At 36.7% G+C, this 18,908-nt stretch carries 9 protein-coding genes and 1 riboswitch; all 9 genes read left to right on the top strand.

What is annotated here, in order from left to right:
- The first annotated feature begins 1,396 nt into the window (after positions 1-1,396).
- The 9 genes from I2F89_RS11195 to I2F89_RS11150 all read left to right on the top strand — a co-directional run bounded on the left by I2F89_RS11195 (position 1,397) and on the right by I2F89_RS11150 (position 18,685).
- On the top strand, positions 1,397-4,198 hold the full coding sequence (locus I2F89_RS11195; RefSeq protein ID WP_229078112.1) for a hypothetical protein: 2,802 nt from the start codon (positions 1,397-1,399) through the stop codon (positions 4,196-4,198).
- Positions 4,199-4,480: 282 nt separating this feature from the next.
- A complete protein-coding gene (locus tag I2F89_RS11190) occupies positions 4,481-7,213 on the top strand; it encodes a hypothetical protein (RefSeq protein WP_195514338.1) in 2,733 nt (910 codons plus the stop codon).
- Positions 7,214-7,573: 360 nt separating this feature from the next.
- Positions 7,574-10,351 (top strand): hypothetical protein, encoded by a 2,778-nt coding sequence (locus I2F89_RS11185; protein WP_195514337.1) that lies wholly within the window; start codon positions 7,574-7,576, stop codon positions 10,349-10,351.
- A 171-nt stretch (positions 10,352-10,522) separates the two neighbouring features.
- Positions 10,523-10,603, top strand: a riboswitch (SMK box riboswitch).
- Positions 10,601-11,794, top strand: a complete 1,194-nt coding sequence (gene metK, locus I2F89_RS11180) for a methionine adenosyltransferase (protein ID WP_010734128.1) — start codon at positions 10,601-10,603, stop codon at positions 11,792-11,794. It overlaps the preceding riboswitch by 3 nt.
- Before the next feature lie 185 nt (positions 11,795-11,979).
- Positions 11,980-13,458 (top strand): MDR family MFS transporter, encoded by a 1,479-nt coding sequence (locus I2F89_RS11175; protein WP_071867914.1) that lies wholly within the window; start codon positions 11,980-11,982, stop codon positions 13,456-13,458.
- A gap of 57 nt (positions 13,459-13,515) precedes the next feature.
- Positions 13,516-14,307: an alpha/beta hydrolase gene (locus I2F89_RS11170; protein WP_195514336.1), complete on the top strand. Its 792-nt coding sequence runs from the start codon at positions 13,516-13,518 to the stop codon at positions 14,305-14,307.
- 6 nt (positions 14,308-14,313) lie between these two features.
- On the top strand, positions 14,314-14,856 hold the full coding sequence (locus tag I2F89_RS11165; protein WP_161642671.1) for an acyl-CoA thioesterase: 543 nt from the start codon (positions 14,314-14,316) through the stop codon (positions 14,854-14,856).
- 344 nt (positions 14,857-15,200) lie between these two features.
- Positions 15,201-16,913, top strand: coding sequence for an ABC transporter ATP-binding protein (locus I2F89_RS11155; protein WP_071867916.1), 1,713 nt, complete (start codon positions 15,201-15,203; stop codon positions 16,911-16,913).
- Between the two features lie 2 nt (positions 16,914-16,915).
- Positions 16,916-18,685, top strand: coding sequence for an ABC transporter ATP-binding protein (locus I2F89_RS11150; RefSeq protein WP_086335567.1), 1,770 nt, complete (start codon positions 16,916-16,918; stop codon positions 18,683-18,685).
- Positions 18,686-18,908: the final 223 nt, after the last annotated feature.

Here is an 18,908-nt window from a genome sequence, read left to right as displayed (position 1 = left end):
TATGTTTTTTAATACCTAAAATGAAAATGGGACTGAAGAATCAATTTTGATTCATCAGTCCCATAAATTATAGAGCCGAAAAACCTAGCCCTGGATCAAGTCAATACGGTAAAAAAATGGAAGGAATGGCGGTATCTATCAGTCACTCGTTTGCTGACCTTAATATTATTGTTCCTTCCAATGTCCCGTTACTATAAGGTATTTAGAAGGTATTTTTGATTCCCTTTCTATATTTGATCACTTTCATCCTACATCTCATATAACCCACTGTTGGTTGATTATCTAACCCTACATGAATCATGTAGGAGAAGGTCTACCTTCTTTTTTTCAGAAAGCCAATTCTTTGGAAAATGATTTTTTTGTCTGTTAAACTAAGTAATTTTTGTAGGTTCATCCATGGAGATATCCTTTCTTGAGCAGCTTTGTTTTTATCAGTTTACTTCATTATAGAGACTGTATCATCAGAGCCTGTATCATCTTTTGGCTGTAGAGCTGAGAAAATGATTATTCTCATCATATAAATCTACTATTTTCTTCAACCTATCAATTTGCTGATGTTATGGGAGAGTATTTTTTTCGTGATTTTAAAATAAATGGGTAATTTTTATAGGAGTAGTCACTATACTATAATTAGTTAGAATGTACGAAATATGACGTCATAAATCTATAAATTTTAAACTAGATGATAGAAAAATTTAGTTAGAAGGATTATATGGTAGGAGAAGAAGCAACAGAAAACCATAGAAATGTTGCTGGTTTTAAAAAAGAAATAAATAGGCTACCTTGTAGGTCAGAAGATTTTTTCATTCCTTAGGAACAAATTGGTACAAAAATTATCAAGCAAAAGGAGACTCGGAACTTGAAAGTCAGCGCTCAAATAAGAAAGTAAATGCAAGTAAAAAGATACGATGAGTAGGGAGGGAACCTGTTTAGTCAAAACAAGTAATATCTATAAATTAGAAAAGAAGATTCGATAGATACATCGAAAACAAACCAATTTTCGTCCGCACTATCCCCCTATTAACCGTCAACTGAAATGAAGCTTGAAGATAATGGCGTTGTATCCATAGAAGCAGAAGCGACTCTACCCTAGCTTCAAATCATATCCCGAATGATTGAAACCTGTTGTACCTATCAATGTGACAATGCTGGACATACAGCGAATAGAGATGACGATCTTAGTCTGGATTTAGTTACAGTGTCGGTTATACGAGCATTCATCAAACAAAAAAGTAGGTGTATCGAATTTGTTTTATCTGAATAGACGTCTCGTATTGAACCAAATGAGAGTAGTCAGCGGCCGTAGAATCGGAAATGTAGAAACAGAAAATAAACATTGATCTGATAACTTTTAAAATTGGGTAGAACTATTTACAGAATTTTGGCAAAGGAAAATATGAATACCGAAAAAATGATGAAAGAAAACAATAAAAATGAATTTCTCCAAAAACTACAGATATTAACATTAGCACTTTCGTTAAAGGAAAATAATCAAAGAGTTGCTTCACCAGATTTTTATAGTTCACTGTATTCAACGTACATAAAAATGCTAGAAAATGATGATGATCAATCCTTTATTGATATAGAAAACCAGTCAAAAGTGATTGATTCACTGAAAAGATCTATGGATTTTTATAGCAGTGATCATCCAAGTTTTCTACAGAAAATCATTGAAAAAATGACCAATGATGATCCAACAGACTTCATGCTTTTCCAAAATTTGAATAATCTAGATAAAGATGGAAATAATTTACAACATTATTGTGGCTGGATCGTTTATAAAAGGGAAAATGATTTGTTTGTTGTTCAAGTAGATAGAAAAGAGAAATTTGGTGTAGGACAGGTGTCATATGCTAGGATTCCACTAACAAAAGCACCTTGTTTAAGTGAACTATTTTTTTTGAAGTTGAATGTGCAAAATTCAGAAGACTTCTCTTTATTCCATGGGATCAAGTCAATTTCAGCTGGGTTTCAGGAAATTCCTGTTTTAAATAGTATAGTAAAAAAAGGAATGGACAATCCGGTCAGTGCCTTAGAAGATATCTTTAAAATACTAGTGTTCCACTATATAGCAGACATTTTTTCGGTAAATACTACTGATAGGATAAAGTCACTCTGGCATGGGGCTAATATTCAGCTGACTATACAAATACGTGAAAGTCTTCTTGCAGCGATAAAAACGGACAATCACATCTGGAATGACCAATTTGACTACATTTTTGACTATTATTTGTATCAAACTGGAAATATTGGAATCAAGGCAATTTTACCTAGTAATAAACAAAATGAGTGGCGGGACAGTATCAAAAAAAGTTTTAATAGGGATCCTTATATCCTTGCATTGATGAATAGCGATGGAAAGATTTTAGATATAGATGAGGAGCTATTGCAAAAAAATCTTGTCTTAACCGTCAAACCATTAAATGTACTGTATGATAGAGAACTCCCATTAGTCAGTTCGATTGAATTGATGAATACACTCTATCATGATGGAATAATGATCACTATCTATGAAGATCGGTTGACTATGATCAAGAACCCTATAGCAAAAGAAATGAATCAACGTTTCCTTTCAAGACTACAAGAGCGATACCAAGAAATAAATAAAGAAATGAAACGACGTATCATAAAGAATCAACCAGAAGAACTAACTCTGGAAAGTAATAGTTATAGTTTAGTTCAGCTAGGAACAAACGTAGTATCAACAAATGATAGTAGTTTTGTTCAAACAGAAATAATGAAACAACAGAAAAAATATGTTTTTTCACGAAACATAGATATGTTGGCTTTAACGTTATCGTTAAAATCCAATGATGATATCATTTGTTTCCCAGGAATTTATGATCTATTATTTTCGACCTACATTAAAATGATCAAAAATGACCAAGAAGATTTTTTTATTGATAAGCAACGGCAACCACATATTATACAGTCCTTACAACGAACGAAAGAGATTTATAAACTAACAAACATAGAAGACTTACATAATATTTTTGGGAATTTAAGAAATAATGATCCAACGGACTTTGTACTGTTTCCAGCTTATTTTCATATGTTAGATCCAAAAGAAGGCGGACATATTTGTGGATTGACCATATATAAAAGAGACAATGAATTTACGATTATGCAAGTAGATAAAGAGTCTTTTTTTGAATCAGGTGCAGTCTCTTATGTTAAAGCACCGTTAAAAAATATTCAGGAGTTAAGTCAAATTATCTTCTCTGCACGAGAATTTTTTGATTTTAAGCCATATGGTATCTTAAGAAAAATCGAAGCTATTTCTCATAAATTTAAAGCGATCCCATCGATAAAATTAGCCCATCAAACTACTGGTAATTGTGGAATTATTGAAATCGAAGCTACTTTGAGATTGATTTTATTCCACTGTAAAAAGGATCTCTTTGCTTTACAAACGTGTGATCGAATCACTCCAAAATGGGGAAGAGATAGTCAAGATTCAGCAACCATAGAGATGAAGGTACGATTTGTTGAGGCAATGAAAGGAACAGATCAAGAATGGAATCAACATTTTGATTATGTATTGGGTTATTATCTTTATCGAAAAAAACAATCGATAAAATGGGGAGAAGCACAATTATCTATAAATAAAGATTATTGGTATACAACCATACGTCATTTATATTCTAATGATCTTTACATTGTAGAAATACTGAATAGCGGGGGAATGATCCCAGCTGACTTTGATGTATCTTTAAAAGAGAAAATGATAGAACTCGTAGGAAAAGCAGGTATATTGTTGAACAGAGAAATCAAAGCAGTCGGGTTATCTGACCTATACAAAGAAATTCGAGAGAATACCTATGAACTAGAATTATTAAAAGGAAGACTCTCCTTTCTCAAAATCCCTGTGGCAAAAGAAATGTTAGACTACTATATTGCTCGCATAATGATAAAGAATATAGAAATAAAGAAGGAAATCAATCGACGTATCGGCATTGAACCAAAAGAATCTACCTGCCAAATGATGGAACGTCTGCCAATAATATCCCCTCCTGCTAGCGTTCAAAGCCCTCCACTATCATCACCTACTTCTCAAAGAACAACAGGGACTATGGTATCTGTGTCGAATCGTTTTATTTCAATGATTGATCAAGTAAAACAGGTGTCAAAAGATAAAAATCAGCGTTTAGTCAGTAAACAAGTCAAATGTAAAGTGCAGAATACATTGACAAAGTAACTGATGGATCTTGAAAAATATAAATTGTGGTTTTAATAAGTCAAACAATAGAGTTCTTTTAGTTGTGAACTTACTTAATAAATTGACGGATAACGATAAGTTCGTAATATGGTATGGGAAATCCAAAATCACTACCTAGGAGGAGAGAATGATATGGACACGGAAGATGAATTTATTAAAAGACTAGATATGCTAGCTTTAGCACTATCACTGGATACAATGTCGGAAAACTTTCGTTCATCATTAGGAATGTATGAATTGGTTTTTTCAACGTATATCAGCATGATCAAGAATGATCCTGATGAATTTTTCACTGAGAAAGGGCAACGGGCGAGAGTACTTGAATCATTACAACGATCAAAAGAATTCTGTAGCATTGAAAATAGAGAGAACCTGAAAAAATTGTTGGAAAATATGAGGGATAATGATCCAACTGATTTTATGATATTTCCTATTCCTCTTAAGAGTCCGATTAGCGAATATATGATGCCTCAGTTAAGTACCTTAACAATCTATAAAAGAGAAGATTATTTAGTTGTGACGCAGGTAGAGAATGGACAACTGGATGAGCTAAGACAACAGGATTATTTTTGGATACCTTTAATGGACGTAGTTAGTTTGTGTGAAATTATCACCTTTGATCGGAATGCTATTGGGTCAATTGATTCAGAAGTACCCAATATAGTGGATGAAATCAGAGGAATTTCAGACCAATACCAAGTTACGTCTACGCCCGTTGATAAAAAAGAAATTATAGCGTTCAATGATCATTGGATCAGTAAAGTAGAGAGTGCTTTGAGGATCATTTTGTCCAATTGTCGCACAAATGAATTTTTTATTGAGTCCACTATACAACCGCTCCCAACATGGAACATGAAACATCCTGATCCGAATATTGAAATGAAAAAAAGATTTCTTGAAGCGGTCAAAGGTAAGAAACAAGAATGGAACGAACAGTTTGACTATGTTTTTGATTATTTTTTATATAAGAAAAATCGATTGATTGAAAATTCTGTCGTAGCAACAGAGAGTTTTTATCCACCGTGGCCGAACATCGTTGAATTTCTATTTGTAGAAGATCCCTATATAGTAGCATTGCGTAAAAGCAACGGTGATATTTCAAGGACTGTTAGCACGGAACTATCTTATCTAAGAAACAGAATGGAAATGTCCGCAGTAGATGTATTAGATACATTAGACCAATTAGATGGGGGAGAGGTCATCGATTTACCATTTAATGAGTTAGTAAATGGGCTTCATAAGAATCGCGAAATCATTAGCGTTTATAGAGAACGATTACCTCTAATCAGACTTCCGATCGCTAAGGAGATGACCCAACTTTGTCTTTCAAAAATGGAAGTTCGCTCTGAAGAAATAGAGGGTGAATTAAAGCGTCGTATGACAATAAGAAGAAAACTGGATGAAAGCAGTAGAATCACGCAGTTTGTCTCCAAAGTAGTACCAACTAGTATCATGGATTATATCACTCCGAACCAAGAGACAATGGAGCAAAGACAAGAATTTGCAAAACGAGTGGACATGCTAGCTATGTCATTATCGTTGAAACCGAATGATCAATCATTTGTTTCACCGGAAAGTTACGAATTACTATTTTCAATCTATGCGAAGATGATCAAAACTGATTATAATAATTTTTTTGTTGATCGAATACAAACAATGAATATTGTCCATTCGTTAAATAGAACAATACAGTTGTATCGCATGGATGGCGCAGAAAGTCTCCAAACTATTTTCGAAAAACTGAAGAATTATGACCCTACCGATTTTATGCTTATTCCGGTAGCTTTTTCCACTGATCATCCACAGAAGTATTTTGGGCATGTTTGCGGTCTGACGATTTACAAAAAAGAAAATAATTTTATTGTGATGAAAGTGGATAAAGAACAGTCCTATCGTACAGGTGCGGTATCATATGTGAAAGTTCCTTTTGAAAAGGCAAAAGCGCTAAGTCAATTGCTTTTTTCAGAACGTCATTTTTCAAATGAAAAACCATACGATATACTTAAAAAAATTGAAGGATTATCACATGAGTTTCGCCCGATTCGAGCAATACAACTCAAAGAGCAAACCATTGATAATTCCGTCATTAGTGAAATAGAAGCATCGTTGAGAACTATCCTGTTTAATTGTAAAAAAGATATATTTCGTTTGAATGACCAGGAGAAGGTAACACCAAAATGGGGCAAGTTGAATGAGCCTATTTCAGCAAGGCCTCAGAGACACCAAAATTGGTGGATGGAAGATCTTGGAACAACTTTAACAATGAAAGAGAGATTTCTTTTGGCAGTTCAAGGAATTAATGGAAATTGGAATAAGAATTTGCGATATATCTACGACTATTATTTTTATTTTAAAAATATATGTAAAAAAATGGAACATTCAGGAATTGATCAAAAACAAGCCCTTCTTAAGAATATCCGATATCTTTTTCAGCATGATCCTTATATTCAAGAAATGGTAAACAGCGGGGGGCAGATTCCAACGATCTTTGATGAACAACTAAGAAAAAAAGTGAAGAAAATGGTTGAAACAATGGGATCGGTACCTGAGAATGTCCTGAGAGTAATGGAGACATCTAAGATCCAGCAAGAAATTCAAATTAACGCGTATGTGCAAGGTTTTATAAAACAACGAATCCCATTTATCAAAATTCCGGTAGCCAAAGAAATGTCTGAACACATGGTTTATTGTACCGAAATAAAGAACGACAGATTGCAAAGAGAGTATCAGCGCCGTGTAGATCTCGCACAAAAGAAACAAAAGGAAGAACCAATCTATCGCTCTACCACTATGCCAATTACAGAAACATCAAGTCCAGTTGCACACAGCTCTCGTACCTCACCTAATTTGCTAGCGAGAAGTACAAATTTTGGTGATACTCTAAAAGGGCACTTTTCGGAACTATGTGATCGAGCAAAAAATTTATCTGGTTATGTAAGCAATAATCTAGTAAGAGAAGCAACAAACAAGAAGAATCATAGACAAGAAAAGTGATTTTGCGTTATTTATTTTAATGGAAAGTGATGAGAGGATCGAAAACAATAACTATGGAAATGAATGGATAAAAAATCAGCTAAGTTCGCTTTAAGCTTGGCACTAAAAAAGATACAAGAGTTTTGATTCATTCGAAGAGCATAGATTGCTGATTACAACTGATATATCAAGTGAGCATATAAAGAAATACATACGAGAAAGGATAGATTTAAATTCCTACCATGATATGCAAGGTATTTGTCCATCCGTTCTCTTTTTAAAAGCCCAAAATGGGCTATAAAATGTGTCATATTTTGTTAGTCATACGATGAATGTTGCAACAAAAACTAAAATTATTTATTTTGGAGGTAACTATGAATAATGAAAAAACAATCGAAAAAAGAACGAATGGAAATAAATGATTTTAAGAAAAGAATTGATATACTTGCCATGAATCTGTCTTTGAAAGAAAATGATCGCTTTTATGACGGACTAGAAATGATTTTTGCACTGTATGAAAAAATGATCCAAAATGATCAAGATGCCTTTTTCATTGATAAGGAACGAAAGGCACACATTATTGAATCATTAAAATACTCGAAACAGATTTTCGAGATCAAGAAACCCATGAAGATACAAGAATTATTACTAAACTTGAGAAGTGATGACCCCACAGACTTTCTAATTTTCCCGGCTACTTTTTCTGTGTTTGAGCATAATCTATCTGCTCATCTATGTGGCTTGATCTTCTATCGGAAAAACAATCATTTATTGGCGATCCAAGTAGACAAACAAAGATACTTTAAACAGACCGTTGTTTCCTATACCCAGATACCGCTAACGAAGATCGAGCACTTAAGTAAAATACTCTTTGTTAATCGAGATCATTACGGACACAAACCTTTTGATATATTTAAAGATATCGAAGCAATTTCAGCAGCATTTCAATCTATTCCAACAATACAAATGAAAGAACAGATGACAGGGAATTGTGTGATTCTGGAATTAGAGGCTACGTTAAAATTAGCCTTGTATCACTGCCAAAGAGATATATTTTCGATTGATATAAATGAGAGAGTGACACCGACATGGAACTTAGTTCATCCAAATCCAACAGTAGAAATGCGCGAAAGGTTTCTTAAAGTAGTCAAAGGAAAAAACAAAAAATGGAATGCTCAGTTTGATTATATCTTTGGCTATTATTTATACCGAAAAGGGTATGCTATAGAAACTACGATCATCCATCACCACAGACAAGAAAAAATTTGGTATAAGCTTATTGAAACGGTTTTTAAATTGGATCCTTATATCCTCGCTATACAAAATGGTAATGGAGATCTTCCAATTCTAAATGAAGCGAAATTAATCAAAAGACTTGATCGAGCAGTAGAATCATTAAGTGAACTTTATGAAGAGGATATTAAGGAGGTTGCTGATGATAAGTTAGTGCTCATGCTCAAATTTGATGGATGTTTACGATCCATCATCAAAGAACGATTAGCATTCATAAAAATTCCAGTAGCTAAAAAAATGAATGAACATCTACTTTTAAGGATTGACGAGCGTTTTCAAGAAAACTACGCAGAAATAAAGAGACGAACAGAATTAAGAAAAAAAGAATGGGGATTGCTAAGTGATAAAGGGTGGTTGGTTCAGTTTGCAGAGAAGTGGATACCAAGGACTAGCGCCTATTTTTTATCATCAGAGATTGGAGTAACAAAACAGTTATATGAATTTGCAAGAAGAATGGATATGTTAGCATTAACTTTGTCGCTAAAGAGTAACAAGGATTATTTTGTCAGACCGGAAAATTACATATTATTATTTTCAACTTACATAAAAATGCTCAAAAATGACAAAGATGGCTTTTTTATTGATAAAAAAAGGCAACTATCTATCATTCAGTCATTGGAACGAACGATTGCGTTGTATCGTTTTGACCGAATGGAGAAGTTAAAAATTGTTTTAGAGAATTTGAGAAATAATGATCCGACAGATTTTATGCTTTTTCCGACGAGTTATTCTACGTTAGCTTCTGACCAAGCTGGACATGTCTGTGGGTTAACTGTCTATAAAAAGGATGACCAGTTTCTGGTGATGCAAGTAGATAAGAAAAAAGAGATTGGTGCGGGGGCTGTATCTTATGTGATGGTATCAGCTACTAAAGCTGAAGAATTGAGTAATATTTTATTTTCTGCACGGGAGTTATTAAATTTCCATCCATATGGAACATTAATAAAAATCGAAGCTCTTTCTCACCATTTCAAAAAGATTCCTGCCATAAAATTGGAACCGCCAACGACTAATAATTATGGAGTAAGTGGAATCGAAACATCTTTAAGATTGATTTTGTTCAATTGTAATGATTGCCTATTTGAATTAGTTGATTGCTCTAAAATAACACCAACGTGGAATAGTAAGCATAAGAACGCAACTTTTGAGATGCAGAAAAGATTTCTTCATGCAATGAAGGAACACAATCGGGAATGGAATAAAAACTTTGATTATGTTTTTGGTTATTGTCGATTTAGAAATTCGATATATGCGCATGTGCAACAATCGGGTAGTAGTCTTAGTAAAGATGAATGGTATCGAAATATCCGTTCATTATACAGAGAAGATCCTTATATAAAGGTAATCTTGAATAGAGGTGGCAGTATTCCACCAACAGTCGACGAACAAATAACAGAAAAAATCTTAAAAGTAGCAGAGGCACCGGGGACATTATATCAACGTGAGATCAGTGAAGTTGATTTGTCGGACTTGCATCGCGCACTTCTAAGTATTAGACATGAAATAAGTCTCATAACAGATCGAAACACCTATACCCAGATACCAATAGCAAAAGAAATAATCGATTCTTCGATTGATTTTCTTCAGGAAAAAACAATAGAAATTCAGAAAGAAATCAATCACCGCAACAGAATTGAAAAATTTAATCACTCAAATCAAATAAGTAAACAATGGATTCCCTTACCTTGGCATAATACCAGTAGGCAAGCTGTTCACACACTGGCAACTGCTTCGGAAGAAGTTGCTATTTGTTCCTCACGAGAAAATCGATTCTCTTATATGCTTTCTCAAGTCAAACATCAGGCAAAAGTAACAAGTAAAGATCTAGCCAGAAAGCCAGCAATAAATGAACTAAAAAGGCAATAGAAAAAGAGCCAATTAAATACGTTCAATAACTGATTTTACGAACTAAAACACACGAACTCCTTCTATTTATTTATTCTAAAAAATTCGTTTCCTTATCATTTTTACAACTTTCTCTTTTTTCTAAAAAGTAACAAAAAAACGAGCGTAAAATCTGTTTATCTGCTATACTTGACTCGTTGCAAGTTCCCGAGAGGATCCGTACGAACGGAGATGCCTTGTAACCGAATTTAACTAGGGGGAATCATAATTATGGTAGAAAGACATTTATTTACATCAGAATCTGTTTCAGAAGGACATCCGGATAAGGTCGCTGATCAAATCAGTGATGCGATTTTAGATGCGATCCTAGAACAAGATCCAAATGCAAGAGTAGCTTGTGAGACGTCTGTAACAACGGGGTTAGTTTTAGTATTTGGCGAAATCTCTACGACAGCATATGTGGATATCCAAAAAGTGGTACGTGAGACAGTCAAAGAAATTGGTTATACTCGTGCAAAATTCGGCTTTGATGGTGATACTGTAGCAGTATTGGCAGCAATTGACGAGCAGTCACCAGATATCGCTCAAGGGGTGGATGAAGCACTTGAGATCCGTGACGAAAAAGAAAGAGATTTATTAGATGAAATCGGCGCTGGTGACCAAGGGTTGATGTTTGGTTTTGCAGTGGATGAAACACCAGAATTGATGCCTTTACCAATTGCTTTAAGTCATCGCTTAGTACGTCGTTTAGCTGAATTGCGTAAATCAAAAGAATTAACATATTTGCGCCCAGATGCAAAATCACAAGTCACTGTAGAATATAATGACCAAGGACAACCAGAAAGAGTCGATACGATCGTTATTTCGACACAACATGATGATGCAGTTGATAACGCAACGATTCGTCAAGATGTCATTGAAAAAGTGATCAAAGAAGTTATTCCAGCAGAACTACTGGACGAACAAACAAAATATTATATTAACCCTACTGGACGTTTTGTAATCGGCGGACCTCAAGGAGATGCTGGATTGACAGGACGAAAAATCATTGTTGATACGTATGGTGGGTATGCCCGTCATGGCGGCGGTGCTTTCTCTGGTAAGGATGCAACGAAAGTTGACCGTTCAGCAAGTTATGCGGCACGTTACATTGCGAAAAATATCGTAGCAGCAGGACTTGCTCGTAAAGTAGAAGTCCAATTGGCTTATGCAATCGGTGTCGCTCAACCCGTTTCGATCTCAATCAATACCTTTGGAACAGCAGAAGTGCCAGAAGAAGCGTTGATTGCTGCGGTAAGAGAAAACTTTGACTTACGTCCTGCGGGAATCATCGAAATGCTTGATTTGCGTCGTCCAATCTATAAACAAACAGCTGCATATGGTCATTTTGGACGTACAGATGTTGACTTGCCATGGGAAAAAACAGATAAAGTAGATGCATTAAAAGCTAGTTTAGCTAAATAATTTATGTTTGAATTGAATGTGTTCGCTGCGTGTGACGCACATCAAATGTAGACCAGTAAGCCGGGATATTCGAAAGTAGCTTATGCTACTTTTAGAGTATTTTGGCTTTTTTAGCAGAGTCGAAGTTTATTAGGCAGATGATGCCATTTAAATAACGGAAGTTACGATAAGGAGTGGGCTTGAGAATGGAAAGAAAAACAAACGTGAAAGTCGTAACGATCTGCGTGTTCATCGCTACATTTATGACGGCGATTGAGGGGACAATCGTTACGACTGCAATGCCAACGATCGTTGGTTCACTGCACGGCATGGAAATGATGAACTGGGTGTTTTCGATTTATTTATTGACGAATGCCATGTTGACACCCATCTATGGGAAGCTTGCAGATAAAGTTGGAAGAAAACCGATTTTTATTTTTGGTACGCTATTATTTATTATCGGTTCACTTTTTTGTGGGCTTTCTCAATCTATGCTTGGCTTGATTATTTCGCGGGCAATTCAAGGGATGGGTGCAGGAGCAATGATGCCAGTCGCATTGACGATCATTGGCGATTTGTACACGATTGAAAAACGAGCAAAAGTATTGGGTTTAAATAGTTCAGCTTGGGGAATCGCTAGTGTGTTTGGTCCATTAGCTGGTGGGTTTATTGTGGAAGCGTTGAGTTGGCACTGGATTTTCTTCATCAATGTGCCAATTGGGTTATTACTGATGGTACTGATTTGGCTCTATCTCAATGAACCAAAAACAACTCGTGAAGCAAAACCGATGGATCTTAAAGGTAGTTTTAGTTTGATGTTCACATTGGTTCTGCTGTTACTAGGTTTTCAATTATTAGGTGATCAAGGGCTGACACCATTTGTGTTGGCATTATTGATAGGTAGTGTTTTATTCTTTTTCTTATTCCTGTTCGTCGAAAAACGAGCAGAAGATCCTGTTATCATGCTACACCTATTTAAAAACCCGCTTTTTGTCGTTGTGAATGCAGCAGCAGCTTTAGCAAGTGGTTTTTTAATGGGGATCGATGTCTATATCCCAATGTGGATGCAAGGAGTATTAGGACTTAATGCGGCAATTGGTGGATTAGTTTTGGCACCACTTTCTCTTGTTTGGATGGTTGGTTCGTTCTTAGCAAGTAAGTGGATGACCCAGATGACCACCTATCGAGTGTTACGTATTGGGTTGTTCATTACCATTATCGGTGGTGCAGGACTTTGGCTGATGCCATTTCAAAGTAATTTTTTATGGTTCTTCCTGATTTCAACGATCATCGGTGTCGGCTTAGGGATCACAATGACAACATCGACTGTCAGCGCACAAAACAGTGTGCCTTCAGAACAAATGGGTGTTGCCACTTCGTTTAATACGTTAGTCCGCACCATTGGGCAAACAGTGATGGTCGCAGTTTTTGGATTATTGATCAACCGGGTCACGCAAGCTGAACTTGCTGCCAAACAATTGACAGACGATCCGGATATCATGAACAAATTAGTCAATCCACAAACAGCAAAAATGATTGACGCAGAAATATTAACACCATTACGAGAAATTTTGTATCATGGGTTACACCAAGTCTATCTGGTGGGCTTGTTATTAGTCATCATCGCGCTAGGGCTAACATTTTTAATTCGTCAAAAAAATGCTACAATAAAAGAATACAAGTAAATTTACAGATTGTTGTCAGAAAAACGATCTGAATAAAGTAAAGAAGGCGACAAACATATGGCATTTATCCAAGCAAATGTTTATTCAAACGTATTAGAAATGGAAGTCAATCTAAATGTGATTTTACCTCAGACAACCAAAAAAGTGATTGGGACAAGTACGTCGGCCAATATGACGGATGTTCCAGTGCTTTACCTGTTACATGGTATGGGAGGTAATCATAGTGTCTGGCAACGACGGACTTCCATTGAAAGATATGCGGCGGATTACGGGTTAGCCGTCATCATGCCATCAACGGATTTAGGTTGGTACACAGACACAACGTATGATATGAAGTACTGGACGTTTATCTCAGAAGAATTACCAGAAATCTGTCACGAATTGTTCCCACAACTGACAACGAAACGAGAAAAAACGTATGCAGCCGGTCTTTCAATGGGCGGATATGGTGCGTTGAAATTAGGGTTAGCAAAGCCCGAACATTTTTCAGCTATTATTTCTCTCTCAGGTGCGGTGTCGGTTGGTAATCGAATGGACGACTTATTGATGATCCGTCAAGCCAAGTTCTGGGAAGGGATTTTTGGTCCACTAGATAGCATCCAAAATTCAGTAAATGATCCAGCCTACCTTGTTGAAGCCTTAGCTAACAGTGGCAAAGAAGCCCCACGCATGTATCTTGCTTGTGGAGAATCCGATTTTCTCTATCAAGCCAACCAAGAAATGGCAGAAATTTTAAAAGAAAACAACATCGATGTGACATTCGAACATGGTCCTGGTGAACATGATTGGATTTTTTGGGACCAATGGATCCAACGAGCTCTCGCTTGGTTGTTCAACAAAAGGAGCTGACCACGTATGGAAGAAACAAAGTATTGCAAAGACTCGATGGTTATCCAAACACATCGGATCTTTCCCTTTGATTTGAATCCATTTGGGTATCTTTTTGGAGGGAAACTAATGGCAATGATCGATGATGCAGCGTCGATTTCGGTCACCCGTCATTGCCGCAGAGGGGCAGTCACTGCTTCTTTAGATAGTTTGAATTTTTTGAAGCCTTTGCATGAAAATCATTCCGTTTGTGTGGAATCTTACGTGTCGGGTGCCCATAAGAAATCAATGGAGGTTTTTGTGAAGATCATCGGTGAAAACTTAACGACAGGTGAACGCTATTTGGCTGCTACTTGCTTTACGACATTCGTTGCGGTTCCTTCACATATGAACCTTGAAAAAGAGTTTACGGTGCCACATGTCATGCCTGAATCAGCAGAAGAACAATTAGTCTGCAAGGGATATGATGAACGACGTGCTACGAGACAGCAGGAGAGAACAGCCTATAAAGCATTTGCCGCTAGTTTATCTTTGGGCCTCCCTTGGACAAGAGAACGAGAAGGCGAATAAGTCTACTTATGAATGGTAGAAGAAATGTAGAAGTGATCGATCAAGATCACTTCTTTTTTATTGTGGCGAGCAAGATAGGTGCTAAACGGATTGGAAATAAGCATAATAAAGAAGAATTCCATAACGTACCTTTTATAGTGAGAGGAAGATAAACTCAAGAAGAAAGAAGGTGTATTTAAAAACAGACACTTTAAAGTTTCTTTCTATTATAAAAGTAGTTCCAGCGTTAAAAAATTACAGGTTGATTTCTTTTTTCAAACATGGTAAATTGTTAGTCGGTCTATTTTTACGAATTATAAAATAGGACGATTTATTATAAAAAAAGAGAGGTGTAAGTCACAAATATGAAGCTTATTTTAAAACATGCAAAAAACTATCGATTAGCTGTTTTTGTTTCTTTGCTTTCTGTCGCACTTATGGTGACAGCTACGCTTTGGCAACCTAAGTTGTTGCAACAAGTACTAGAAGCAATCATCACGGAAGACAGCGATGAAATGCGTACGATTGGCATTTCTTTGATTAGTTTAGCACTCCTAGGTTTAGCAGCTGGAGTCACGAATACGATATTTTCTGCTAAAGTCGCACAAGGTGTCAGTGCAGATATCCGGGAGGAAGCGTTTCGCAAGATCCAGACCTTCTCATTTGGTAATATTGAACAGTTTTCTGCTGGAAATTTGGTGGTGCGCTTAACGAACGATATTACGCAGATCCAAAACTTAGTTATGATTTCTTTGCAATCTTTGTTCCGTATCCCGTTTCTGTTTATTGGTGCATTTATTCTTGCGATGGCAACAATGCCTCAGTTGTGGTGGATCATCGTTCTTTTGATCGTTACTGTATTCTTGATCACAGCGCTGTCCTTTACACGTATGGGCAAGCACTTTATGATCATCCAAAAACTGATCGATAAAGTTAATAGTATCGCAAAAGAAAATCTAATGGGGATTCGAGTAGTCAAATCGTTTGTCCAAGAAGAAAATCAGTTGAATGAGTTTAGTAAAGTCAGTGAAGATTTAACAAAGCACAATATCATTGTTGGAACATTATTTTCAGTCATGATTCCCTCATTTATGTTAGCTGCGAACTTAGCTGTGGTGGGCGCAATCTTCTTCGTTAGTGATCTTGCAAAAGATGATCCAACCCTGATTGGTGGTATTGCTTCATTTATGAACTATTTGATGCAGATCATGATGGCGATCATCATTGGCGGTATGATGATGATGATGACCTCAAGAGCTGCCGTTTCATTGAAACGGATCAAAGAAATCTTGGATACTGAACCAGATTTAACTTATCTAGATGTACCTGAACAAGAATTGACTGGTTCTGTTCGTTTTGAAAACGTGTCTTTCCGGTATCCTGGTGATGATGCAGACACACTCAAAAATATCACTTTTTCGATCGAGCCTGGTGAAATGATTGGTATTGTTGGGGCAACCGGAGCAGGAAAGTCAACTTTAGCACAATTGATTCCACGCTTGTTCGATCCAACAGAAGGAAAAGTAGAAGTTGGTGGTGTTGATCTACGACAAGTGAATGAACACAGTTTAAGAAATACCGTTTCGTTTGTTTTACAAAAAGCGATTCTTTTTTCAGGCACGATTGCCCAGAATCTACGTCAAGGGAACAAGAATGCAACAGAAAAGGATATGGAGAATGCTTCTTCTATCGCTCAAGCCAAAGAATTTATCGAGAAATTAGCTGATCGTTATGAAGCACCAGTCGAAGAACGTAGTAGTAACTTTTCTGGTGGACAAAAACAACGTTTATCTATCACACGTGGTGTGATCGGTCATCCAAAGATCCTGATTCTAGATGACAGTACCAGTGCATTAGATGCCCGTTCAGAAAAACTGGTTCGCGAAGCCCTTGATCGTGAGTTGAAAGACACGACAACGATCGTTATCGCCCAAAAGATTGCTTCTGTTGTCAAAGCAGACCGCATCTTGGTATTGGATGAAGGAAAACTAGTGGGTGAAGGAACGCATGAAGAACTCGTTGCGAACAATCAGGTATATCAAGAGATTTTCGAAACTCAAAAAGGAACGGAGGAGTAGCCATGACTGATTTGATTAAAGCAAGTAAGTTTTTCTATCATTATTTAAAGCGGTACAAGGTTTCCTTCTTCTTTATCTTTATTACTGTGATTGCAGCAACTTACTTACAGGTAAAAGCACCTCAATATATCGGGGAAGCTTTCCAAGAATTAGCAAATTACATCGGTGCTTTGATGCAAGGTGTCGATGATAAAAGTAATTTCCTTTCGATTATTTGGAAGCTTTTGATGTTTTATGTTTTAGCCAGTGCGGCAAATTTTATTTACAGTATTTTATTTACACAAGTGGTCGGGAAATCAACGAACCGGATGCGTATTGGTCTATTCAATAAATTAGAAAAATTAACGATCCGCTTTTTTGATTCCCATCAAGACGGAGAAATTCTTAGTCGCTTCACTAGCGATTTGGATAATATCCAAAATAGTTTGAACCAAGCACTTCTTCAAGTGATCACGAATGCGGTTCTATTAGTTGGTATCTTGATCATGATGTTCCGCCAAAATGTCCAACTTGCTTGGGCGACGATTGCTTCTACACCGGTAGCGATTTTGATTGCTGTCCTAGTCATTCAAAAAGCCCGCAAATATGTCGACATCCAACAAGATGAAGTCGGTAAATTGAATGGTTACATGGATGAAAAAATTAGTGGCCAACGCGTGATCATCACGAATGGTCTGCAAGAAGAAACAATCGAAGGCTTCTTAGCCCATAATCAAACTGTTCGTGAAGCAACATTTAAAGGACAAGCATACTCAGGGTTGCTTTTCCCAATGATGCAAGGCATGTCTTTAGTTAACACCGCGATCGTGATTTTCTTTGGTGGATGGTTAGCGTTGAATGGTGATCTGGAACGTTCAGTAGCGCTAGGATTAGTAGTTACTTTCGTCCAATATTCCCAACAATATTATCAACCATTGATGCAAATTTCTTCTGGCTACAGTATGATCCAATTAGCGATCACTGGAGCGCGAAGACTGAATGAAATGTTTGCTGAAAAAGATGAAGTGAAGCCACAAAATGGCAAACCATTTGCTGGAATCGAAAAAGGCTTATCATTAACGAATGTTGATTTTGGTTATAGTCCAGAGAAATTAGTCTTAAATGATGTTTCCATTGATGTGAACAAAGGCGAGATGGTTGCTTTAGTAGGCCCAACTGGTTCAGGTAAGACAACGATCATGAACTTGTTGAATCGCTTCTATGATGTGAACGGTGGCTCTGTGAGCATTGACGGAACAGATATCCGCGAGTATGATTTAGACGATTTGCGTCGACATGTCGGCATCGTTCTACAAGAATCAGTTCTATTTTCTGGCACGATCCGAGACAATATTGTCTTTGGTAAACCAGATGCAACGGATGAAGAAGTAGTTAGCGCAGCGAAACAAGCAAATATCCATGACTTTATTCAGACGCTAGAACACGGCTATGATACTCACGTCTCTGAAGAAAATAATTTGTTCAGTACGGGGCAAAAGCAATTGATCAGTATCGCGCGAACAATCATCACGAATCCAGACCTATTGATTTTAGATGAAGCAACAAGTAACGTGGATACAGTAACTGAAGCAAGAATCCAAAAAGCAATGGATGAAGCGATCAAAGGTCGGACAAGTTTCGTGATCGCCCATCGCTTGAAGACGATTTTGAATGCTGATCGTATCGTCGTTTTACGTGATGGTAAAGTGATCGAAGAAGGAAACCATCACCAACTATTAGCAGAAGATGGCTTCTATGCGGAGTTGTATCATAATCAGTTTGTGTTTGAATAGGCGGTTGGGACAGAAGTGTTCAGCCTTATTTCCGAAGAGGTTCCTTCTGTTACCGCCGTTTATTCGGTTTTAGGTGGTGGGAGAGAACGAATGTCTCACTCCCGTCATTGTGTAACGAATGTTCAAATGGAAGTCGAAAAACACCAAATCAAGAAGCCCTTGGTTTGGTGTTTTTCATGTAATGCAGTCGGATTGGCGCTTTTGGATGAATCCAAACATGAAC

Source organism: Enterococcus sp. 1001283B150225_161107_E12 (assembly GCF_015556925.1).
Classification (GTDB): domain Bacteria; phylum Bacillota; class Bacilli; order Lactobacillales; family Enterococcaceae; genus Enterococcus_B; species Enterococcus_B mundtii.
The sequence above is the reverse complement of the archived record's forward strand: the minus strand, read 5'-3'. Positions and strand labels throughout refer to the sequence as shown.